Origin of the sequence: Streptomyces sp. NPDC002057 (assembly GCF_040296665.1) — a bacterium.
Taxonomy (GTDB): Bacteria; Actinomycetota; Actinomycetes; order Streptomycetales; family Streptomycetaceae; genus Streptomyces.
This window is the reverse complement of the sequence record NZ_JBEOXR010000065.1, coordinates 1-22,738: the sequence shown is the minus strand read 5'-3', so window position 1 is coordinate 22,738 and position 22,738 is coordinate 1. Positions and strand designations below refer to the sequence as shown.

The 22,738-nt window shown below is 72.3% G+C and carries 17 protein-coding genes; 4 read left to right on the top strand and 13 right to left on the bottom strand.

Annotated features, from left to right (window positions below):
• Positions 1 to 71: 71 nt before the first annotated feature.
• The 3 genes from ABT129_RS33695 to ABT129_RS33685 form a co-directional block, all read right to left on the bottom strand.
• Positions 72 to 1,994, bottom strand: coding sequence for an acyl-CoA dehydrogenase family protein (locus tag ABT129_RS33695; protein WP_351909259.1), 1,923 nt, complete (start codon positions 1,992 to 1,994; stop codon positions 72 to 74).
• A gap of 204 nt (positions 1,995 to 2,198) precedes the next feature.
• Positions 2,199 to 3,644: an aldehyde dehydrogenase family protein gene (locus tag ABT129_RS33690; RefSeq protein WP_351909257.1), complete on the bottom strand. Its 1,446-nt coding sequence runs from the start codon at positions 3,642 to 3,644 to the stop codon at positions 2,199 to 2,201.
• Between the two features lie 279 nt (positions 3,645 to 3,923).
• Positions 3,924 to 4,922, bottom strand: coding sequence for an EamA family transporter (locus tag ABT129_RS33685; protein ID WP_351909255.1), 999 nt, complete (start codon positions 4,920 to 4,922; stop codon positions 3,924 to 3,926).
• Positions 4,923 to 5,116: 194 nt separating this feature from the next.
• On the opposite strand from ABT129_RS33685, the gene ABT129_RS33680 reads away from it, so the two are divergent.
• A complete protein-coding gene (locus tag ABT129_RS33680) occupies positions 5,117 to 5,335 on the top strand; it encodes a hypothetical protein (protein ID WP_351909253.1) in 219 nt (72 codons plus the stop codon).
• A gap of 165 nt (positions 5,336 to 5,500) precedes the next feature.
• Here the strand turns inward: ABT129_RS33680 and ABT129_RS33675 are convergent, their stop codons facing one another.
• Complete coding sequence (locus tag ABT129_RS33675; RefSeq protein WP_351909251.1) at positions 5,501 to 7,054, bottom strand: PucR family transcriptional regulator; 1,554 nt, start codon at positions 7,052 to 7,054, stop codon at positions 5,501 to 5,503.
• Between the two features lie 163 nt (positions 7,055 to 7,217).
• Positions 7,218 to 9,656 carry an ATP/GTP-binding protein gene (locus tag ABT129_RS33670; protein ID WP_351909249.1) on the bottom strand — a complete coding sequence of 813 codons (2,439 nt, stop codon included), beginning with the start codon at positions 9,654 to 9,656 and terminating at the stop codon, positions 7,218 to 7,220.
• Positions 9,657 to 9,963: 307 nt separating this feature from the next.
• Here ABT129_RS33670 and gabT point away from each other — a divergent pair, with 307 nt between their 5' ends.
• A complete protein-coding gene (gene gabT, locus ABT129_RS33665; RefSeq protein ID WP_351909247.1) occupies positions 9,964 to 11,298 on the top strand; it encodes a 4-aminobutyrate--2-oxoglutarate transaminase in 1,335 nt (444 codons plus the stop codon).
• 103 nt (positions 11,299 to 11,401) lie between these two features.
• Complete coding sequence (locus ABT129_RS33660; RefSeq protein WP_351909245.1) at positions 11,402 to 12,151, top strand: phosphatase PAP2 family protein; 750 nt, start codon at positions 11,402 to 11,404, stop codon at positions 12,149 to 12,151.
• On the opposite strand, the gene ABT129_RS33655 is transcribed toward ABT129_RS33660, so the two are convergent.
• From ABT129_RS33655 to ABT129_RS33620, 8 genes are all read right to left on the bottom strand, one after another.
• Positions 12,102 to 13,904, bottom strand: a complete 1,803-nt coding sequence (locus ABT129_RS33655) for a chitinase (RefSeq protein ID WP_351909243.1) — start codon at positions 13,902 to 13,904, stop codon at positions 12,102 to 12,104. The two genes, ABT129_RS33660 and ABT129_RS33655, sit on opposite strands and share 50 nt — an antisense overlap.
• Positions 13,905 to 14,040: 136 nt before the next feature.
• Positions 14,041 to 14,511: a hypothetical protein gene (locus ABT129_RS33650; protein ID WP_351909241.1), complete on the bottom strand. Its 471-nt coding sequence runs from the start codon at positions 14,509 to 14,511 to the stop codon at positions 14,041 to 14,043.
• 116 nt (positions 14,512 to 14,627) lie between these two features.
• A complete protein-coding gene (locus ABT129_RS33645) occupies positions 14,628 to 16,046 on the bottom strand; it encodes an NAD(P)/FAD-dependent oxidoreductase (RefSeq protein ID WP_351909239.1) in 1,419 nt (472 codons plus the stop codon).
• A gap of 36 nt (positions 16,047 to 16,082) precedes the next feature.
• A complete protein-coding gene (locus ABT129_RS33640) occupies positions 16,083 to 16,880 on the bottom strand; it encodes an ABC transporter permease (RefSeq protein WP_351909237.1) in 798 nt (265 codons plus the stop codon).
• Positions 16,880 to 17,815, bottom strand: coding sequence for an ABC transporter permease (locus tag ABT129_RS33635; protein ID WP_351909235.1), 936 nt, complete (start codon positions 17,813 to 17,815; stop codon positions 16,880 to 16,882). Before ABT129_RS33635 ends, ABT129_RS33640 begins: the two co-directional genes overlap by 1 nt.
• Complete coding sequence (locus tag ABT129_RS33630) at positions 17,812 to 18,960, bottom strand: ABC transporter ATP-binding protein (RefSeq protein ID WP_351909233.1); 1,149 nt, start codon at positions 18,958 to 18,960, stop codon at positions 17,812 to 17,814. The genes ABT129_RS33635 and ABT129_RS33630 overlap by 4 nt, the downstream gene beginning before the upstream one ends.
• A 44-nt stretch (positions 18,961 to 19,004) precedes the next feature.
• On the bottom strand, positions 19,005 to 20,252 hold the full coding sequence (locus ABT129_RS33625; protein ID WP_351909231.1) for an ABC transporter substrate-binding protein: 1,248 nt from the start codon (positions 20,250 to 20,252) through the stop codon (positions 19,005 to 19,007).
• 49 nt (positions 20,253 to 20,301) lie between these two features.
• Positions 20,302 to 21,816, bottom strand: coding sequence for a gamma-aminobutyraldehyde dehydrogenase (locus ABT129_RS33620; RefSeq protein WP_351909229.1), 1,515 nt, complete (start codon positions 21,814 to 21,816; stop codon positions 20,302 to 20,304).
• Between the two features lie 175 nt (positions 21,817 to 21,991).
• Here ABT129_RS33620 and ybiA point away from each other — a divergent pair, with 175 nt between their 5' ends.
• Positions 21,992 to 22,543 (top strand): riboflavin biosynthesis intermediates N-glycosidase, encoded by a 552-nt coding sequence (gene ybiA / locus ABT129_RS33615; RefSeq protein ID WP_351909227.1) that lies wholly within the window; start codon positions 21,992 to 21,994, stop codon positions 22,541 to 22,543.
• Positions 22,544 to 22,738 lie beyond the last annotated feature (195 nt).

Here is a 22,738-nt window from a genome sequence, read left to right as displayed (position 1 = left end):
GCCGAGTCACCGGCGGGGGAAGCCCGCCGGGCCGGGCCGCCGTCTCGCGGGCGCCGACCCGCCCGGGCGGGTCAGGGGACGCGGCGGTGGACGTTCTCCCCGGCCGACGGCCCCGGGGTGGCGTCCGCGATCCAGGGGCCGTCGTCGCCGGGGTCGACGATGCCCTCCTCCAGCCACGTGTAGCGGCCGGCGAGGACCCCGTCGACGATCCGCCGGTCGACGTCGTCCGTGTTGGACCAGAGCCGCCCGAAGAGCTCCTCGATCCGCAGTCGCGCCTGCCGGCAGAAGGCGTCCGCGAGCTGGTGGGCCTCGCGGCCGTGGTCGCCGGTGGTGCGGAGGAGCTCGGCCCGGACGCACGCGGCGCTCATCGCGAAGAGCTCGGCGCCGATGTCGACGATCCGGCCGAGGAAGGCCTGCTTCAGCTCCATCCGGCCCTGCCAGCGGGACATCGCGTAGAAGGTGGACCGGGCGAGCTTGCGGGAGGTCCGCTCGACGTACCGGAGGTGGACCGCGAGGCCGCCGAACTCCCCGTACGCCCCCGGCCGTTGTCCCGGTCCGGCGACGAGGCCGGGGAGCCAGCGGGCGTAGAAGCCGCCGGCCCGCGCACCGGCCCGCGCCTTGGCGCCGAGGGACTTCCCGGGGTCGATGAGGTCGCCGGCGACGGAGAGGTGGGCGTCGACGGCCTCGCGGGCGATCAGCAGGTGCATGATCTCGGTCGAGCCCTCGAAGATCCGGTTGATCCTCAGGTCGCGCAGGATCTGCTCGGCCGGGACGGCGCGTTCGCCGCGGGCGGCGAGCGAGTCGGCGGTCTCGTAGCCGCGCCCGCCTCGGATCTGGACGAGTTCGTCGGCGATGAGCCAGGCCATCTCGGAGCCGTACAGCTTGGCGAGGGCGGCCTCGATCCGGATGTCGTTGCGGTCCTCGTCGGCCATCTGCGAGGCGAGGTCGACGACCGCCTCCAGGGCGAAGGTGGTGGCCGCGATGAAGGAGATCTTGGTGCCGACGGCCTCGTGCCGGCCCACCGGGCCGCCCCACTGCTCACGGACGCCCGCCCATTCACGGGCGATCCTCAGGCACCACTTCCCGGCGCCCGCGCAGACCGCGGGGAGCGAGAGGCGGCCGGTGTTGAGGGTGGTGAGGGCGATCTTGAGGCCGGCGCCCTCGGGGCCGATGCGGTGGGCGGCGGGCACGCGCACGCGGTGGAAGCGGGTGACGCCGTTCTCCAGGCCGCGCAGGCCCATGAAGGCGTTGCGGTGCTCGACGGTGATGCCGGGCGAGTCCGCCTCGACGACGAAGGCGGTGATGCCGCCGGGGTGGCCCTCGGAGACGGGGACGCGGGCCATGACGACGAGCAGGTCGGCCACCACGCCGTTGGTCGTCCAGAGCTTCACCCCGTCGAGGACGTACGCGTCGCCGTCGGGCACGGCGGTGGTGGCGAGGCGCGCCGGGTCGGAGCCGACGTCCGGCTCGGTGAGGAGGAAGGCGGAGATGTCCGTGCGGGCGAGCCGGGGCAGGAAGGCGTCCTTCTGCTCCTGGGTGCCGAAGAGTTTCAGCGGCTGCGGTACGCCGATCGACTGATGCGCCGAGAGCAGCGCGCCGACGGCGGGGCTCGCGGAGCCGACGAGGGCGAGGGCCCGGTTGTAGTACAGCTGGGTGAGGCCGAGACCGCCGTACTTCCGGTCGATCTTCATCCCGAGCGCGCCCAGCTCCTTGAGCCCGGTGATCGTCTCGTCGGGGATGCGGGCCTCGCGCTCGATGCGGGCGCCGTCGATCCGGGTCTCGCAGAACGTGCGGAGGGCCGCGAGAAAGGCCTCGCCGCGCCGGGCGTCCTCGTCCGCGGGGAGCGGGTGGGGATGGACGAGGTCGAGCCGGAAGCGGCCGAGGAAGAGCTCCTTGGCGAAGCTGGGTTTGTGCCAGTCCCGCTCACGGGCGGCCTCGGCGGTCTGCCGGGCCTCGTGCGCGGTGACCTTGGGCCGCTGGGTGGGTGCGGACATGGACGCCTCCTCGGTCTCTCCGTCCGTCGTACCCGATTTCGGCGGGTACGGACAGGCGGAGGACGGCCGGACGGGCGAGACCCGCGGTGCGGCGCCGGGAAAGGCGAAAGGCGGCCCGAACCCCCGCACAGTGGGTTCGGACCGCCTGGTCTCGCGGTCGTACGCGGCGTACGCCCTCGGGGCGATGCCGTCAGGAGGTACGCCTCAGAGGGCGAGGCCCGTCAGGACGAGGACGCGCTCGTAGGTGTAGTCGTCCATCGCGTACCTGACGCCCTCGCGGCCGACGCCGGAGCGCTTGGCGCCGCCGTACGGCATCTGGTCGGCGCGGTAGGAGGGGACGTCGCCGACGATCACGCCGCCGACCTCCAGGGCCCGGTGGGCGCGGAAGGCGGCCTGCAGGTCGTGGGTGAAGACACCGGCCTGGAGGCCGAAGTCCGAGTCGTTGACCGCGGCGAAGGCCTCGGCCTCGCCGTCGACCCGGGCGATGGTCAGCACCGGGCCGAAGACCTCGGCGCGGGCCAGGGTGACGTCCGCCGGGAGCTCGGTGAGCACGGTCGGCGCGTAGGTCGCGCCCTCGCGCTTGCCGCCCACGAGGAGCTTGGCGCCGGCCGCGACGGCCTCGTCGACCCAGGCCTCGACGCGCTGCGCGGCGGCCTCGTCGACCAGCGGGCCGACGTCGGTGGCGGCGTCGGACGGGTCACCGGTGACCTGGGCCTCGACGGCGGCGACGATCTTCGGCAGCAGGCGGTCGTGGACGGAGGAGTCGACGATCACGCGCTGGACGGAGATGCAGGACTGGCCGCCCTGGTAGTTGGAGAAGGTGGCGATCCGGCTCGCCGCCCAGTCCAGGTCCTCCTCGGAGGACCAGTCGGGGAGGACGACGGCCGCGGCGTTGCCGCCGAGCTCCAGGGTGCAGTGCTTGTGCGGCACCGACTCCTGGATGGCGTAGCCGACCTTGTCCGAGCCGGTGAAGGAGATGACCGGGAGACGCTCGTCCTTGACCAGGGCGGGCATGCGGTCGTTCGGCACGGTCAGGATCGACCAGGAGCCGGCCGGCAGGTCGGTCTCGGCCAGGATCTCGCCCAGGATCAGGGAGGAGATCGGGGTCGACGGGGCCGGCTTGAGGATGATCGGGGCGCCGACGGCGATGGCCGGGGCGACCTTGTGGGCGCTGAGGTTCAGCGGGAAGTTGAACGGCGCGATGCCGAGGACGACGCCCTGGGGGATACGGCGGGTGAGCGCGAGGCGGCCCGCGCCACCGGCCTCGGTGTCCAGGCGCTGGGCCTCGCCGGCGTTCCAGCGGCGGGCCTCCTCGGCGGCGAAACGGAAGACGGAGACGGCACGGCCGACCTCGCCGCGGGCCCACTTGATGGGCTTGCCGTTCTCGGCGGAGATCACCAGGGCGATCTCCTCGGTGCGCTCGGCGAGCCGCTTCGACACGTGGTCGAGGGCGGCGGCGCGGACGTGCGCCGGGGTCGCGGCGAACTCGTCGACGACGGCGTGCGCGGCGGCGACGGCCTCCTCGACCTGGGCCTCGGTGGGCACGCTGACCTTGCCGACCAGACGTCCGTCGAAGGAGTTCGTGACGTCGAAGGTGGCCTCGCCGGTGGCCTCGCGGCCGGCGAGCCAGAAGGCGTGGGTGGTCGTCATTGCGTCCCGGCCCTTTCCGTTTCGGGGAGCGAGCGATTGCTCTCGTGCCACGGTAGGGCCGGGAGGGCGAAGGAGCGTTTGTCCGGTGTGGAGTGGTGAGGGTGAACCGCTGTCCGCTTTGGCCGAACGGGGTGGGCGGACGGGGCGGAAGGCCGGTGAACACCGGACGGTGGACGCCGGACGGTGGACGCCGGACGGTGGACGCCGGACGGTGGACGCCGGACGGTGGACGCCGGGCGGGGCGGCCGGACATCGGGCCGCCGCACCCCGCGCGGCCGGTCAGCCGCGCCGTTCCGTCGAGACGATGAGGCAGACGCCGCCCACGACGATCGCGCCGCCGAGGACGATCGGCCACGACAGGGCCTCGTTCAGGACGAGGGCGCCGAGGGCGACGGCGACGACGGGGTTGACGTACGCGTACGTGGCGACCAGCGAGAGCGGCGCGGCCTGCAGGAGCCACGCGTACGCGGTGAAGGCGATCAGGGAGCCGAAGACGATCAGGTACGCGAGCGCGACCCAGGAGCGGCCCGAGATCGCGCTCGGGTCGAGACCGTGCTGCTCGCCCCGGAAGAGCCCGACGGCGAGACCGCCGAGACCGCCCGCGATCATCTCGTACGCGCTGGCGGTGAAGGGGTTCGCGGGCATGGGGAGGCGGGCGGACGAGAACGAGCCGACGGACCACAGGAGCGTCGCCACGACGACGAGGACGACACCGCCGACCCTCACCTCGCCGCTGAGCCCCGGGAGCGTGAGCACAGCGAGCCCCGCGAGGCCGAGGGCCACGCCGGCGAGACCGCCGGCCGTCGGCCGCTGACCCGCCGCCGCCTTCAGGACCACGACCCAGGCCGGGACGACGGAGATGAGGAGGGCGGCCAGGCCGGACGGGATGGAGGTCTCGGCGAGGACGACGAGACCGTTGCCGCCGAGGATCAGGAGCAGACCGATCAGGACGGCCGAGCCGAGCTGCCGGCGGGTGACCCTGAGCGCGGCGGGGCCCTGGCGCCAGGCGATGATCCCGACGAGGAGCAGGCCGGCGGTGACGAAGCGGACCCCGGCGGAGAGGAAGGGCGGCATCGTCTCGACGACGATCCGGATGCCGAGGTAGGTGGAGCCCCACACGACGTACACGATGCCGAGCGCGGCCCACACGGCGCCGGTGATCCGGCGGGCGGCGGGCACCGCCGGGGTGACGGGGGTACGGGGGTCGGAAGCGGCCCGGGACGCCTCGGGGACGGCCGGGGACGCCTCGGGGGCCGGATCGACGGCGGGGCTTGTCATGAGCAGGAGAGTAGGGAGTCGAAGGGCGGTTGACCAAGAAAACTGCCCGAGTTCGGGCAGGTCGGGGCGATTGAACGGGCTGCCGGGGCCCGGTCGAGGGCAGTGGCAGGATGTCCGGACCACGGCGGAAGAAGACGCCGGGGCGGGGACACGTCCGGGACACGGACACGTCTGGGACACATGGGGGGAAACACATGGTCGTGATCGCTTTGACCGGCGTCCTGCTGCTCGCCGTCGGAGGGTGCGTCTGCGTGGTGTGGGCGGCGCGGGGCGGTCCGCGCTGGGTCCGCGGCGTGGCCGCCGTGACGCTGGCGATCGGCCGCATCCTGCGCGACAGCAACCGGCGGCGGGGCCGCGGATCGAACAGCGGGGGCTGGGACGGGGGTTCGGACAGCTGCGGCTCGGACGGCTAGCGGCCCGGGCGGCCGGCGGCCGGGACGAACAGCGGGCTCGGACGGTTGGCGGGCCCAGGCGGTTGGCGGTCCCGGACGGCCAGCGGGCCCGGGTCAACAGCAACCCGGGCGGTTAGCGAGTTCGGACGCCCAGCGGGCCCAGGCGGTTGGCGGGCTCGTACGGCCCTACTCCGCGCCCTCGCCCGTCGCCTTCAGCGCGAGCCACAGCTCCATGCGGACGTCCGGATCGTCCAGGGACCGGCCGAGGATCTCCTCCACCCGCCGCATCCGGTAGCGCAGGGTGTGGCGGTGGACCCCCAGGTCGGCCGCCGCCGCGTCCCACTGGCCGTGCCGGGAGAGCCAGGCCCGCAGCGAGGCGACCAGATCGCCGCGACCCGTGGCGTCGTGGTCCCGGAGCGCGCGGAGCATCCCGTCGGCGAAGGCGCGGACGGCGTCGTCGGCGAGGAGCGGCAGGACCGAGCCCGCCGCCAGGTCCTCGTGCTCGACGAGCGCCTTCCCGCGCCGCCTGGCCACCGAGAGCGCCTGCTCCGCCTGCTTGTACGCCGCGGCGGCCGTGATCGGACCGGCCGGGGCCGACAGCCCGATGGTGACGCCGGCGTCCTCCGCCTCCCGTTCCGCGTACCCCTCGCAGGCGGTGACGACCGCGCCGCCGTCCGCGGCGAGGACGACGAGCCGCTGCTCGCTCTCGGGGACGGCGAGCACCGCCTCGCCCGCGCGTGCGGCCGCCGCCTCCAGGGCCTCGGCGAGCACCGGGAGCGGCGGTTCGCCGGTCGTGTCGCCTCCGGCGGGTTCGGCGACGAGGAGCCGGAAGGGGGCGTCGAGCAGCCCGCCGTAGACATCGCCGGCCACCGCGCGCGCGTGGTCCGGCTGCCCCGCGAGCATCAGCTTCAGGACCGCGGCACCGAGCCGCTGCTCGGCCGCCTGGAGGGACCGGGAGCGCTCCGTGGTGAGGGTGAGGAGGGCGATCGCCGAGTGCACGGCGTACCGCTCGGCCGTACCGAGGGGAGCGCCCGTGCCCACCGCGAGGGCGCCCCGCACCCGGCGCCCCGTCCCCAGCGACTGGAGCTCCACGCGGTCGTCCGTGCCGCCGACCACGGCGCTGGCGGGCGCGGGCCGGTCACGCAGCCGTTCCACGTCGGAGGTGAGCCGGGCGGCCCGGCGCGCCGCCCAGTCGGGCGAGACGGCGACGACGGTGCCGGAGGTGTCGTAGAGCGCGGCCCAGCCGTCGACGTGGGCGGCGAGCCGGGCGACGACGGCCTCGGGGCCCTCGGCGAGCGCGGCCCTGGTCAGCTCGCGCTGCACCTCGAAACCGGCGGTGACGGCCCGGTACTGGTCGGCGGAGATGGCCGCGGACACGGCCTTGCTGATGGCGAGGAAGGGGGTCCGGCGGGGTACTTCGAGCAGGGGCAGATGCTCCTCGCGGGCCGCTTCGAGGAGCGCCCTCGGGATCTCCTCGTAGTTGACGCCGACGGCGAAGCCGAGCCCGACGACACCCGCGCCGAGCAGCCGTCGTACGTAACGGCGCATCGCCTCCAGGTCCTCGGCGTCGAGCGTGAGCGCGGTGGTGAGGAGGAGTTCGCCGCCCTCCATGTACGGGACGGGGTCGGCGAGCTCGCTGACGTGCGCCCACCGGACGGGGGTGTCGAGACGGTCCTCCCCCGCGCGGACGACGAGCTTCAGGGAGGAGTGCTGGACGAGCGAGGCGAGGGTGGGCGGCATCTGGGGACCGTCGGACCTTTGAGCGAGGGGGCGCCACCCAGCCGAGCGGCGCCCCCGATTGTGCCAGGGCCGGGAAGGAGCCGCTCAGCCGCGCGATCCGGCCGGGAGGCGGCCCCGCGCACCCGCCCCGCCGGGCTCCCCGAGCGACGGTGCCCCCGCCCGCTCAGCCGCGCAGGTCGACCAGGAGGGGGGGCGTGTGCTCGCCGCGCACATGGGTGAGGGAGAGGACGGCGTGGCCGGGCGGGACGGAGTGGGCGAGGTCGGAGGCCGACCACCGCTGCCGCTCCACCTCGCGCACGGTGACGGCCTCGGTGGTCACGGCCTTGCCCGTCACCAGCTTGCGCAGGGCGTGGAAGGCCCGGGTCATCGGCTGGTCGGCGAAGACGGTGTGGTGGGCCACCTCCGTGGTCTCCACCCGTTCGGTGCCCCACGCCTCGGCGAAGGCCCGGCCGTCCCAGGTGGGAAGGCCCGCCAGGGCCATCCGGCAGCCGACCGCGGCGAGGAGCGGCCCGTGCAGCGGTTCGGGCACCTCCGCGAGGGTGCGGAGGGCGAGGACGACGGCTGCCCTCTGCGGACGCAGCCGCTGCAGCGCCCGTACGGTCCCGGGCGTGAGCGCGCTGGCCGCGTCGTCCAGGACCAGGAAGGCGACGTGGCCGCGCTTGGACCGGTCCCGGGTGACGGACTGGAACTGGGCGAGGACCAGCCGGTTCAGGAGCCGGGCGGCCTCCTCCTGGCCTCCCTCCGGCAGGCTGATCCGCACCCGCATCGGGTGCTGGGCGACGGCCGCGAGGGAGAAGGGCCGCACCTCGCTGCGGCCGCCGAAGAAGTCGGCGAAGACGGGCCGGTCGAGGGCGGCGAGCCGGTCGGCGAGCACGGGTCCCAGGTCGGTCGCGGTGCCGATCTGCCGGATCCGGGACTCCAGCTCGCGGCGCATGGCCTGGGCGCCGTCGGCGGGCAGCAGGGCGAGCAGCTCGGTCAGGTTCTCGGCGCGGGCCTCGAGCAGTTCGCGCAGGACCGGGACGGTCGGGAAGTGCCCGTACGCCGACCGGTAGGGGCCGATGAGCTGTGCGAGGACGGTGGCGGCGCGGCGGGTCTCCACGCCCTCCAGGTCGCCGACGAGCCCCTCGGCGAGGAAGCCGGCGGCCTCGTCCGGGTCGGTGACCCCCGCGTACAGGTCGAGGTCGTAGCGGGAGGCGGGGTCGCCGAGCCGGACGACGACGTCGTAGGCCTCGTCCGCGCCGAGCGGGGCCGAGGCCCCGCCGACGGCGACGACGGCGCAGGCGCCGGTCAGCGCCTGGAGGGTGAGCGCCTCGACGACGGGCGCGACGAGGGCGCGGGTCTTGCCCGCGCCGGAGGGGCCGACCGCGAGGAGGGAGGTGGCGAGGAGGCCGCGGTCGAGCGCGAGACCGGCTCCGTGGTAGGCGTGCGGGGTGCGCTCGCCGGGCACGTACCGGCCGATCCGCACCTGGTCGACGAGCAGGTCGTGGGTGGCGGCGCGGTGGGGCAGGTCGCGGTCGCCGGAGGGGTGGGCGCCCAGGGCGGCGCCCTGTTCGACGAGCGTCGTGACGAGGGCGGCCCGGCGTCCGGCGTCCCGGTCCGTGTCCTGCCAGGCGCGGCGGACCCGGGCGCAGTCGACGTCGTTCATCCGTCCGGTCGCCAGCTCGCCGGCGAGCAGTTCGGCCGCGCGGTGCTGACCGGCTTCGCGCAGTTCCGGCCACTGGGAGAGGGGGACGCCCGGAGCGGCCTCGGGGGCCGGGGTGCCCGCGCCGGCGGCGCGGGCGCGCCGGGCGCGGTAGAGGCCGGGCCAGTCGCCGACGCGGGCGAAGGGCAGCACGACGAGCGCGGTGATGAGGGCGTACAGCGGATAGACGAGGAAGGGGGATTCCAGGACGTCGTAGCCGCCGCCGACGAGGGACACGAGGGAGAACACGGGCATGACGACGGGGAGCGGTTCCCAGCCGAGGCCGAAGGCCTCCGGCCAGACGAAGGCCAGGGCGATCAGGGCTCCGGCGCCCGCGAGCGCGGCGCGGACGGGTGCGCGGAACCGGTCGAGATAGAGGCGGACGATCTTGCCCCAGGAGCCGAGCGCGGCGATCGCGCAGACGAGCCCGACGAAGACGACGCCGCCGAAGACCTCGTGCGCGGCCGTTCCGTGCCAGTCCCGCGGCGCGGTGGTGCCGTGGTACCACCAGTCGCCGGGGGTGAGGGTCTGGAGCACGGCGTACATGTAGGGAAGGGTCCCGCGCCGGTAGGCCGACCAGATGAGCAGGCCGACGGCGACGGGGATCAGCATCCCGGCGACGGTGGCGGGAGCCAGTCGGGCGGGCGCGGCGGGCGGCGGGGGGACGTGCCGGAACCGCCAGACGCCGAGTCCGGCCGTGGGCCGGGGGGCGTCCAGCCACTCGACGACGGGGGGCCGCGCCCCGGGTGCGCCGGCCGGTCGGGGCGGAGCGGACGGCGGAGGGGGCGGGGTGTGCGCGGGGACGGGCGGGAGTCCCGCCGCCGGCGGTGCGGACGGGGGGTGGACGGCCGGCGGGCCCGCCGGTCGTGGCACCGCGCCTCCCCTGGTCTCACGTGACTCGTACGTGCCGTCCGTCTCCATGAACCCCTGCCCCCTGACCAGTCAGGTCGATGCGTCTGCGCATCGTCAATCTAGTGGGCCCGCACCGCTCCGGAGGGGATTCGACCACCCGTACGGCCGATCACGGGGAGGCACTCGGCGGCGCGACCCGTGACCGTCCGGCCACCACCCCGTCACCCCCCGCCCACACCTCCACCCCCTCCCTGTCCATCCCGGACAACGACACACCCCCCAACACTCCCTATCGGCGCATGCCACCGCGCCTCCCCCGCGCCTAGCCTGCGGAGGAAACCCGCAAGTGCGTCCAGAACACCCCCAGGAGCCCCGCATGAACGCTGTCCCGCAGGAGCGGCGCGTCGTCACCGCCATTCCCGGTCCGAAGTCGCAGGAGCTTCAGGCCCGTCGGCTCGACGCGGTCGCCGGTGGCGTGGGCTCCACGCTGCCCGTCTTCACGAAGCGGGCCGGCGGCGGCATCATCGAGGACGTCGACGGCAACCGTCTGATCGACTTCGGTTCCGGCATCGCCGTGACCTCGGTCGGCGCCTCCGCCGAGGCCGTCGTGCGCCGCGCCTCCGCGCAGCTGCAGGACTTCACCCACACCTGTTTCATGGTGACGCCGTACGAGGGGTACGTGGAGGTCTGTGAGGCGCTCGCCGAGCTGACCCCGGGCGACCACGCCAAGAAGTCCGCGCTGTTCAACTCGGGCGCCGAGGCCGTGGAGAACGCGGTCAAGATCGCCCGTTCGTACACCAAGCGCCAGGCCGTCGTCGTCTTCGACCACGGCTACCACGGCCGTACGAACCTGACCATGGCGCTCACCTCGAAGAACATGCCGTACAAGCAGGGCTTCGGTCCGTTCGCCCCCGAGGTGTACCGCGTGCCGGTGGCCTACGGCTACCGCTGGCCCACCGGTGCCGAGAACTGCGGCCCCGAGGCCGCCGCCCAGGCGATCGACCAGATCAGCAAGCAGATCGGCGCCGACAACGTCGCCGCGATCATCATCGAGCCGGTCCTGGGCGAGGGCGGCTTCATCGAGCCGGCCAAGGGCTTCCTGCCGGCGATCGTGAAGTTCGCCAACGACAACGGCATCGTCTTCGTCGCCGACGAGATCCAGTCCGGCTTCTGCCGCACCGGCCAGTGGTTCGCGTGTGAGGACGAGGGCGTCGTCCCGGACCTCATCACCACCGCCAAGGGCATCGCGGGCGGTCTGCCGCTGGCGGCCGTCACCGGCCGCGCCGAGATCATGGACTCCGTCCACGGCGGCGGTCTGGGCGGCACCTACGGCGGCAACCCGGTGGCCTGCGCCGCCGCGCTGGGCTCCATCGAGACGATGAAGGAGCTCGACCTCAACGGCCGGGCGAAGAACATCGAGTCGGTCATGAAGGCCCGGCTGGCCGCGATGGCCGAGAAGTTCGACGCCATCGGCGACATCCGCGGCCGCGGCGCCATGATCGCCATCGAGCTGGTCAAGGACCGCGCGACCAAGGAGCCGTACGCGGAGGCCGCCGCGGCCCTCGCGAAGGCCTGCCACGCCGAGGGTCTGCTGGTCCTGACCTGTGGCACCTACGGCAACGTGCTGCGCTTCCTGCCGCCGCTGGTCATCGGCGAGGACCTGCTGAACGAGGGTCTCGACATCATCGAGAACGCCTTCGCGCAGATCTGACGCGCCTCCGTGAGGACCACGGTGTGAAGACTCTGTGGGGGGCCGATGGCGGGACGCGTTTCCCGCTGTCGGTCCCCTCTTCTCTGGCGTACGGTTTCCGCAGATGAGAGAAACACCCCGGGCGGAGCCTCCCCAGCCCCGCCCACACCGTGCCGTCGCGCACACCACCGGGGCCTCGTGCTCCGGGACTCCTCACCGATCGGATGGCCGCCCGCCCCACACCCCCCGGGGCGAGCGGCGGCCCGATCCTCTCGGCCGCCCTGGAACCACCCCCCCTGTTCCAGGGCGGCCGACTCTCTTCTCGGCGCTCGTCGCCCTCGCCGTCGTGACCTGGCAGGTGCTCGTCCACGGCTCCCTGACCAGGCTCGACGAGCGGGTGTCCCGGGCCGTGGTGGACTCGGTCCCCCGGCCCCTGAGCGAACTCGCCTCCGACCTCGGCAACATGACCGTCGCCCTGCCCGTCCTCGCCTGCGCGATGGCGTACGCGGTGTGGCGCGGCCGTCGTCCCGCCGCCCTGTACGCGGGGCTCGCCATGGCCGCCGTACCGCTCCTGGTGATTCCCCTGAAGGAGTGGACGGCCCGCCCCGGCCCCCTGGAGCCCTGGGCCCAGGGCTACTACCCCTCGGGCCATACGGCCACGGCCGCCGTCGCCTACTTCGGTGCGGCCTTCCTCGTCTCGAACCGCCTGATCCCCGTCGCCGCCGTGCTGACGGCGGTGACGGGGACCGGGCTTGTCCTGCGGGGCTTCCACTGGCCGCTCGACGTGCTGGCCAGCCTCTGCCTCTCGCTGCTGATCCTGGCGGTCAGCTCCAGTTGTACGCGTCGAAGTTCTGCGAGAACTGCCACTGGTTGAAGCGGTCCCAGTTGATCGACCAGGTCATCAGGCCGCGCAGCGCGGGCCAGGTGCCGTGGGTCTGGTACGTACCGCAGTTGACCTTCTTCGTCAGGCAGTCCAGGGCCTTGTTGACCTCGGCCGGGGCCGTGTGGCCGTTGCCCGCCTGGGTGGAGGCCGGGAGGCCGATCGCGACCTGGTCGGCGCGGAGGGCCGGGAAGAAGCGGTCCGCGTTGCCGGCGACCGGGAAGCCGGTGAGCAGCATGTCGGTCATCGCGATGTGGAAGTCGGCGCCGCCCATCGAGTGGTACTGGTTGTCCAGGCCCATGATCGGGCCCGAGTTGTAGTCCTGGACGTGGAGCAGGGTCAGGTCGTCGCGCAGGGCGTGGATGACCGGCAGGTAGGCGCCGGCGCGCGGGTCCTGGCCGCCCCAGGGGCCGGAGCCGTAGAACTGGTAGCCGAGCTGAACGAAGAAGGTCTCCGGGGCCATGGTGAGGACGAAGCCGGCACCGTACTTGGCCTTGAGGGTCTTGACCGCCTGGATCAGGTTGACGACGACGGGGCTGGTCGGGTTCCGGAAGTCGGTGTCGCCGGTCTGGAGCGACAGCGAGTGGCCTTCGAAGTCGATGTCGAGGCCGTCGAGGCCGTACTCGTCGATGATCTTCGAGACGGAGGAGACGAAGGTGTCACGGGCGGCGGTGGTGGAGAGCTGGACCTGGCCGTTCTGGCCGCCGATCGAGATGAGGACCTTCTTGCCGGCGGCCTGCTTGGCCTTGATCGTCGCCTTGAACTCCGCGGGGGACTCGACGTTCGGGCACTCCGTGGCCGGGCAGAGGCTGAAGCGGATGTCGCCCGAGGTCACCGAGGTCGGTTCGCCGAAGGCCAGGTTGATGACGTCCCAGGAGGCGGGGACGTCGGCCATCCGGGTGTAGCCGGAGCCGTTGGCGAAGCTGGAGTGGAGGTAGCCGACGAGGGCGTGCGCGGGCAGGCCGGGGTTGCCGCCCCCGCCGCCGCTGGTGGTCGTCGCGCTCACGGCGGTCGACTTCGCGGACTCGCCGGCGCTGTTCACCGCGCTGACCTGGAAGCTGTACGCGGTGGAGGGCGTGAGCCCGGTCGCGGTGGCGGAGGTGCCGGTGACGGTCTGGATCTTCGTGGTCCCCCGGTAGACGTTGTACGAGGTGGCGCCGGAGACGGCGGACCAGGTCAGCGGCACGGAGGTGGAGGTCGGGGAGCCCGCCGCGAGACCGGCGGGGGTGGCCGGGAGCTGCACCGGGTCGCCGCCGGGGCCGTACAGGGAGAGGTCGTCGGCCTGGTAGGCGGGGGTGCCGTACCAGCCGTGGGTGTAGATCGTCACCGAGGTGGTGGAGGCGCCCGTGGTGAACGACGTCGACAGTCTCTGCCAGTCGGGGGCGGAGCCGGTCCAGGTGGAGACGTCGGTGGTGCCGGTGCCGGACGCGCCGAGGTAGACGTAGCTGCCGCGGACCCAGCCGCTGAGCGTGTACGCGGAGTTGGGCTTGACGGTGACGGTCTGCGAACAGCGGGCGTTGTCGCTGCCGGCGGGGGTCGCCCGGAGCGCCTTCGTGCCGCTGCGGACGGGCGAGGTGACGGCGGCGCCGCTGCCCGCCGTGCAGGTCCAGCCGTCGAGGCCGGCCTCGAAGCCGCCGTTGCGGGCGAGTTCGCTGTCGGCGGCCTGGGCCGTCGGGGTGAGCGCGGCGAGTCCGCCGGCGGCGAGGACACCCGCGAGGAGCAGGGTGAGAGGTCTGGCGCGGTCCACAACTGCCTCCGGGGATGGGGGAATCGAGGTGGGAGCGCGCCACAGCATGGTCCAGACCAATCAAGTGGTCAAGACCTCTGTCCCCGACGTCCGCACGGCGGACGGCGGACCCCGCCCACCGTACGGACCACGCCGCCTACGGCGCCCCTCCCGCCCGCCCGATCCGTCCCGCCGCCTCGTGCATCGCCAGCTCCAGGAGCGCGGCGTCGGTGAGGGTGCCCGAACCGTCCGGCGCCACCAGCCAGCGCACGCCGCCGGTCACGCGCCCCGGGTACGGGACCACGATCCAGGTTCCGGCGCCCGCGCCCCGCACCCCGGTGCCGAGCCAGCGGGTCGCGGTGCCCGGCGGGACGAAGAAGCCCATCCGGGCGTCGCCGAAGTCGGCGAGCACCGGGCCCGGCCGGTCGACGAGGCGGGTCAGCACGTCGAGGGTGGGGTAGCCGAGCTCGGCCGGCAGGATCAGGACGTCCCAGCGCCTGCCGGCGGGCAGCAGCGCGACCCCGTGCGGGTTGCGCTCCCACTCCCACCGGCAGGCGTCGGGTTCGGGTGCGACCGAGACCAGCCACTCCACCGCGCTCTTGGCGCCCGAGGCCCCCGTACCAGTCATCACAACGGTCTCCTTCCGTGTGGACACGGTGTCTGTACGGAGAGAGCGGTTCGGGCGGCTGCTCTTACGCGGTTTCAGCTACCCATCGGTTGTGATGTGAGTCACAGGGTGACGTCTCAGCTGTCGAAGCCCAGCCCCATCCGGTCCATCGCCTTCAGCCACAGGTTGCGGCGGCCGCCGTGCTCGTCGGCGCGCGCCATCGACCACTTGGTGATGCCGATGCCGGCCCAGGCGATCGGCTCGGGCGGGAAGGGCAGCGGCTTGGAGCGGACCATCTCCAGCTCGGTGCGCTCGGTGCGCTCCCCCGCGAGCAGGTCGAGCATCACGTCCCCGCCGAAGCGGGTGGCGCCGACACCGAGGCCGGTGAACCCGGCCGCGTACGCCACCTTGCCCTGGTACGCCGTACCGAAGAAGGCCGAGAAGCGGGAGCAGGTGTCGATCGCGCCGCCCCAGGCGTTGCTGAAGCGGAGCCCCTCCAGCTGCGGGAAGCAGTGGAAGAACTGCTCGGCGAGCTTGAGGTAGGTCTCCGGACGGTGGTCCATCTCGGCGCTGACCTTGCCGCCGAAGGGGTAGATCGCGTCGTAGCCGCCCCACAGGATGCGGTGGTCGGCGGTGATCCGGAAGTAGTGGAACTGGTTGGCGCAGTCGCCGAGCCCCTGCCGGTTCCGCCAGCCGACGGAGGCGAGCTGCTCGGGGGTGAGCGGCTCGGTCATCAGGGCGTAGTCGTAGACCGGGACGGTGTACGGGCGGACCCGCTTGACCAGCGACGGGAAGACGTTGGTGCCGAGCGCGACCCGGCGGGCGACCACCTTGCCGTACGGGGTGCGCACCCCCATGCCGGCGCCGACGGAGACCAGCTCCAGGCCCGGGGTGTTCTCGAAGATCCGGACGCCCAGGCCGAGGCAGGCCCGCTTCAGGCCCCAGGCCAGCTTGGCGGGGTCCAGCATGGCGACGCCGCGCCGGTCCCACAGGCCGCCGAGGAAGGTCGGCGAGTCGACCTCGGCGCGCACGGCGTCCCGGTCGAGGAGTTCGAGGCCGTCCGCGAGACCGAGCCGGTCGATCTCCTCGTACATCTCGTGGAGTTCCTCGACCTGGTACGGCTCGGTGGCCACGTCGATCTCGCCGGTGCGCTCGAAGTCGCACTCCAGGGAGTAGCGGGCGACCGCGTCCTCGATGGCGTCGAGGTTGCGCTCGCCGAGCTCCTCCAGCTTCGGCAGCTCGCCCGGCCAGCGGGCGAGCCCGTTGCCGAAGCCGTGGGTGAGGGAGGCGGCGCAGAAGCCCCCGTTGCGGCCCGAGGCGGCCCAGCCCACCTCGCGGCCTTCGATCAGGACGACGTCCCTGGAGGGGTCGCGCTCCTTGGCGAGGAGCGCGGTCCACAGTCCGCTGTAGCCGCCGCCGACGACGAGGAGGTCGCACGTCTCGGTGCCGGTGAGGGCGGGCAGTGCTCCCGGCTTGCCGGGATCTTCCAGCCAGAAGGGGACGGGCTGGGCGTCGGAGAGAGATTGTGCAGCGAGACGCATGGCGACTGGGGCCATGGTTTCCAACTCCTTCGGTGCCTGGGCGGCCTTCGCTCAGGCTGTTGCTGTTTTCTTGCGCCGGTTCGTAATGATTTGCCCGGCCATGACCACCAGTACCGCGAGGACGAACATCGCGGTGCCGATGACGTTGATCTGAACGGGTGTTCCTCGCTGTGCCGAGCCCCAGACGAACATGGGGAAGGTGACGGTGGAGGGGCCCGCGTTGAAGTTGGTGATGATGAAGTCGTCGAACGAGAGCGCGAAGGCGAGCAGGGCGCCGGCGGCGATACCGGGCGCGGCGATCGGCAGGGTCACCCGCAGGAAGGTCTGCGCGGGCCCGGCGTAGAGGTCGCGCGCGGCCTCCTCCAGGCGCGGGTCCATGGACATGACCCGGGCCTTGACCGCCGTCACGACGAACGACAGGCAGAAGGTGATGTGGGCGATCAGGACCGTCCAGAAGCCCAGCTCGATCCCCATGTTGAGGAAGAGGGTGAGCAGCGAGGCGGCCATGACGACCTCGGGCATCGCCATCGGCAGGAAGATCAGCGAGTTGATCGCGCCGCGGGCCCGGAAGCGGTAGCGGACGAGCGCGAAGGCGATCATCGTGCCGAGGGCGACGGCGCCGAGGGTGGCCCAGGCGGCCAGCTGGAGCGAGAGCGACAGCGACTGGCACATGTCGGCGACGCCGCAGGGGTCCTTCCAGGCGTCGAGGGAGAACCGCTGCCAGGAGTAGTTGAAGCGCCCGTTCGGCTTGTTGAACGAGAACACCATCACGACGACGTTCGGCAGGATCATGTACGCGAGCGTCAGCAGGCCCGCGATGACGACGAGGTTCCTACGGATCCAACGCATCAGACCAGATCCTCCGTTCCCGCTCGGCGGATGTACACGGTGACCATGACGAGGACGATCGCCATGAGGATGAAGGAGAGCGCGGCGGCCGTCGGGTAGTCGAGCACCCGCAGGAACTGCGACTGGATGACGTTGCCGACCATCTTGGTGTCGGTCGAGCCGAGCAGTTCGGCGTTGACGTAGTCGCCGCTGGCCGGGATGAAGGTGAGCAGGGTGCCGGAGACGACGCCGGGCATCGACAGCGGGAAGGTCACCTTGCGGAAGGTGGTGGCCGGGGAGGCGTACAGGTCCTGCGCGGCCTCGTGCAGCCGGCCGTCGATCCGCTCCAGGGAGGTGTAGAGGGGCAGGATCATGAAGGGCAGGAAGTTGTACGTGAGACCGCAGACGACCGCCATCGGGGTGGCGAGCACCCGGTCGCCCTCGGTCCAGCCGAGCAGGCTGGTCACGTCGAGGACGTGCAGCGCGTTCAGAACGTCCACGACGACGCTGTCGTCCGCCAGGATCGTCTTCCAGGCCAGGGTCCGGATGAGGAAGCTGGTGAAGAAGGGGGCGATGACGAGGACGAGGAGCAGGTTGCGCCAGCGGCCGGCCTTGAAGGCGATCAGGTACGCGAGCGGGTAGCCGAGCAGCAGGCAGAGGACGGTCGCGGTCCCGGCGTACAGCAGGGAGCGGACGAACTGCGGCCAGTACTCCTGGAAGGCGTCCCAGTAGGTCTGGAAGTGCCAGGTGACCTGGAAGCCCGCTTCGAGGGAGCCGGTCTGGACCGAGGTCGAGGCCTGGTAGACCAGCGGCAGGGCGAAGAAGACGACCAGCCAGACGATGCCGGGCAGCAGCAGCCAGTACGGGACGAGCCGCTTGCGGGTGGAGGGCTTGCGCGGAACCGGTTCCCCGGTCGGCGGCGCCGTCTCCTCCTTCGCGAGGGTGGTGGTGCTCATCCGGCGTCCTCCACCGTCTCGACACCCGCGTCGATGTCCTGATCCGCGTCGAGCCCGAAGGTGTGCGCCGGGTTCCAGTGCAGGACCACCTCGGCGCCGGGGACCAGCCGGGTGTCGCGCTCGATGTTCTGCTCGTACACCTGGAGTTCGGCCCCGGCCGGGCTGTTCACCACGTACTGGGTGGAGACGCCGATGAAGGAGGAGTCGGCGATCCGGCCGGTGACCCGGTTGCGGCCGTCGGCTATCGCGCCCGCGTCGTCCTTGTGCGTCAGCGAGATCTTCTCGGGGCGGACGCCGACGAGCACCTTGCCGCCCTGGCGGACGGCGGAGGTACAGCGGTCGCCGGGGACGCGGAGCCTGCCGCCGCCCGCGGTGACCAGCACGTCGGAGCCGGTCTCCAGTACCTCGGCCTCGATGAGGTTGGAGGTGCCGAGGAAGTTGGCGACGAAGGTGGTCTGCGGGTTCTCGTACAGGTCGGCGGGGGCGCCGAGCTGCTCGACCCGGCCGCCGTTCATCACCGCGACCTGGTCGGCCATCGTCATGGCCTCCTCCTGGTCGTGGGTGACGTGCACGAAGGTGATGCCGACCTCGGTCTGGATCCGCTTCAGCTCCAGCTGCATCTGGCGGCGCAGCTTGAGGTCGAGGGCGCCGAGCGGCTCGTCGAGGAGGAGCACCTGGGGGTGGTTGATGAGCGCGCGGGCCACGGCGACGCGCTGCTGCTGGCCGCCGGAGAGCTGGTGCGGCTTGTGCCGGGCCTTGTCGCCGAGCTGGACGAGCTCCAGCATGTCGTCGACCTGCTTCTTCACCGATTTGATGCCCCGGCGGCGCAGGCCGAAGGCGATGTTCTCGGTGATGTCCATGTGCGGGAAGAGCGCGTAGGACTGGAAGACGGTGTTGACGGGCCGCTTGTACGGCGGGAGGGCGGTGACGTCCTTGTCGCCGAGGAAGACGGTGCCGGTGCTGGGGTCCTCCAGGCCTGCGATCATCCGCAGCGTGGTGGTCTTGCCGCAGCCGGAGGCGCCGAGGAGGGCGAAGAAGGAGCCCTGCGGGACGGTCAGGTCGAGCGGGTGGACGGCGGTGAAGGAGCCGTACGACTTGCTGATCCCGGTGAGACGGACGTCGCCGCCGGTGGTCTTGTCAGTCATGGGTTGCGGTCCCAGGGGAGTGAGAGAGGTGGACGAGGCCGGACTCAGGCGCCGATGAGCTTGGCGAACTTCTCCTCGTACGCCGTCTCCTCCGCGCTGGTGAGCGAGCGGAAGGCGTGCGACTTCTTGGCCATGGCCTTGTCCGGGAGGATCAGCGTGTTGTTCGCGAGTTCGGGGTCGATCTTGGCGAGCTCGTCCTTCACCCCGTCGACGGGGCAGACGTAGTTGATGTACGCGGCGAGCTGGGCGGCGACGGGAAGCTCGTAGTAGTGGTCGATGAGCCGCTCGGCGTTCGTCTTGTGGCGGGCCTGGGCGGGGACGAGCAGGTTGTCGCTGGACGTGATGTAGCCGGCGGACGGGATGGAGAACCTGATGTCGGGGTTGTCCGCCTGGAGCTGGATGACGTCCCCGGCCCAGGCGAGGCAGGCGGCGAGGTCGCCCTTGTCCAGGTCGGAGGTGTAGTCGTTGCCGGTGAAGCGGCGGATCTGCTTCTTGTCGACGCCCTTCTGGAGGCGTCCGACCGCCGCGTCGTAGTCGGCGTCCGTGAACGTCCCGGGGTCCTTGCCGAGGTCGAGCAGGGTCATGCCGACCGAGTCGCGCATCTCGGTGAGGAAGCCGACCCGGCCCTTGAGCGAGGGATCGTCGAGGAGCTGGGTGACCGAGTCGACCTTCTTCCCGCCGGTCGCCTTCACGTTGTACGCGATGACCGTGGAGATGCCGGTCCACGGGTACGAGTAGGCGCGGCCCGGGTCCCAGTCGGGGCTGCGGAACTGGGCGGAGAGGTTCGCGTAGGCGTGGGGCAGGTTCGAGGCGTCCAGCTTCTGCGCCCAGCCGAGCCGGATCATCCGGGCCGCGAGCCAGTCGGTGACGCATATCAGGTCGCGGCCGGTGTCCTGGCCGGCCGCGAGCTGCGGCTTGATCTTGCCGAAGAACTCGACGTTGTCGTTGATGTCCTCGGTGTACTTGACCTTGATCCCGGTGCGCTTCGTGAACGCCTCCAGGGTGGGGCGGGACTTCTCGTCCTCACTGACGTCCATGTACTCGGTCCAGTTGGAGAAGGCGAGGGTCTTCTCCTTGGCCGAGACGTCCGTGGAGGCGGGTCCCTGGCCCTCCCGCTTGGCCGGCGGGATGCCACAGGCGCTCAGCGCGGCGAGGCCGCCGACGGTGAGCGCGCCGACACCGCCCGCCCGCAGCATCGAACGGCGGCTCAGGGCGCCCCGGCCGCTCGTCAGGCTGCGGCGTATCGCCGCGGTCTGCGCGGCGGACAGGCTGTCGGGCTCGTACTGCTCCATGCGCTGTGCCCTTTCGGGATGGTTGCGCCGCCGGTCGGGCGGCAGATTGCTATCGGTCCCCGAAGATCGTGCGGTGCCAGTCCTTCGCGGCGACCGCGGTGTTGTCGAACATCACGTGCTTGACCTGCGTGTACTCCTCGAATGAGTAGGCCGACATGTCCTTCCCGTACCCCGATGCCTTGGTGCCGCCGTGGGGCATCTCGCTGATGATCGGGATGTGGTCGTTGACCCAGACACAGCCGGCCTTGATCTCCCGGGTGGCGCGGTTGGCCCGGTAGACGTCCCGGCTCCAGGCCGAGGCGGCCAGGCCGTACGGGGTGTCGTTGGCGAGCCGGATGCCCTCGTCGTCGCCGTCGAAGGGCAGGGCCACCAGGACCGGGCCGAAGATCTCCGACTGCACGACCTCGCTGTCCTGAGCGGCGCCGGTGATCAGGGTCGGACGATAGTACGCACCGTCGGCGAGCTCTCCGCCAGGGGCTTCGCCGCCGGTGACGACGGTGGCGTAGCCGCGGGCCCGCTCGACGAAGTCGGCGACCCGGTCGCGCTGGGCGTGGCTGATCAGCGGGCCGAGGTCGGTGGTGGGGTCGAAGGGGTCGCCGAGGCGGACGGTCTCCATCAGTTCGGCGACGCGGGCGACGAAGGCGTCGAAGAGCGGGCGCTGGACGTACGCGCGGGTGGCCGCGGTGCAGTCCTGGCCGCTGTTGATGAGGGAGGCGGCGACGGCGCCGTGGGCGGCGGCCTCCAGGTCGGCGTCGTCGAAGACGACGAAGGGTGCCTTGCCGCCGAGTTCGAGGTGGAGCCGCTTGACGGTGGCGGTGGCGATCTCGGCGACCCGCTTGCCGACGGGGGTGGAGCCGGTGAAGGAGGTCATGACGACGTCGGGGTGGCCGACGAGGTGCTCGCCGACGGTGCGTCCCGCGCCGTTGACGATGTTGATGACGCCGTCGGGGATGCCGGCCGCCGTCGCCGCCTGGGCGAACATCAGGGAGGTCAGCGGGGTGAGCTCGGCGGGCTTCAGGACGATCGTGTTGCCGGCCGCGACGGCCGGGAGGATCTTCCAGGCGGCCATCTGGAGCGGGTAGTTCCAGGGGGCGATGGAGCCGACGACCCCGATCGGCTCGCGCCGGATGTACGAGGTGTGGTCGCCGCTGTACTCGCCGGCCGACTGGCCCTGGAGGTGGCGGGCGGCCCCCGCGAAGAAGGCGGCGTTGTCGACGGTGCCGGGCACGTCGAACTCGGTGGTGAGCCTGAGGGGCTTGCCGCACTGGAGGGACTCGACGCGGGCGAAGTCCTCGGCCCACTCGGCGAGGACGCCGGCGAAGCGGTGCAGGGCGTCGGAGCGTTCGCCGGGGGTGGCGCCCGCCCAGCCCGGGAAGGCGGCCTTGGCGGCGGCGACGGCCTCGTCGACGTCGGCGGTGGAGGCGAGCGCGTAGGAGTAGACGCTCTTCCCGGTCGCCGGGTCGATCACGCTGTGTTCCTGACCGGAGGTTCCGGCGCGGAGCCGGCCGCCGATGTACTGTGCGCCGTCCGCGAAGCGGTCCGTCACCTGGAAGCGGTTGCCCATGACGCTCTCCGTTGTCCCAGCTCGATTTGAGTGCCGATCCTGACATGACGACAGTGGGCCAACAAGTGATTCCGTTGTTGCCTTTTGGTTACGCGACGGAATCGGTCGACCATGTGTCGAGGCGCCCGGAAAATCTCCGTACGGAGTGTCCGTGGCGGATGCCACACTCGCATGCATGAGCGAGATCGAGGCCCTGACACAGCAGGTCAACAGGGGTGACAGGGTGAAGTGGCTGCACTTCTGGGGCCACCGCCCGCACCCGGACGGGCGCCTCTCGGCGAGCTGCCTCAGCCAGTGGTGGCCGTCCCCGTTCGTCGTCGACGGCGTGTCGTACGGGACGGCGGAGCACTGGATGATGGCGGCCAAGGCGCGTCTCTTCGGGGACGCGGAGGCCGAGCGGGCGGCGCTGACCGCCCCCACCCCGGCGGAGGCCAAGAAGGCCGGCCGGCTGGTGCGGGACTTCGACGAGACGGTGTGGCGGCGGGAGCGCTTCGGGATCGTCGTCGAGGGCAGCGTCCACAAGTTCTCCTCCGACGAGGCCCTGCGCGCCTACCTCCTGGGCACGCGCGGCCGCGTGCTGGTGGAGGCCAGCCCGATGGACCGCGTCTGGGGCATCGGACTCGCCGCCGACGACGCCCGCGCCCACGACCCCGCCCGCTGGCGCGGCGAGAACCTCCTGGGCTTCGCCCTGATGGAGGCACGGGAGCGACTGCTCCTCGCCACCTGAGAGCACCCAGGGGCCCGCGGGTGAGCTGCGCGGGCGCTCGGCACGAACGCAGAGTGCCCGCGCGTGACCGGCGCGGGCACTCGGCACGCGCGAGAGGGCCCCGCACCGGATCGGTGTGAACCGCCCCTGCGGGTGATGCGTCTTACCGGGAAAGGACGAGCTGCCGCCAAATCCCTGCGGAAGAGCGTCCATGGG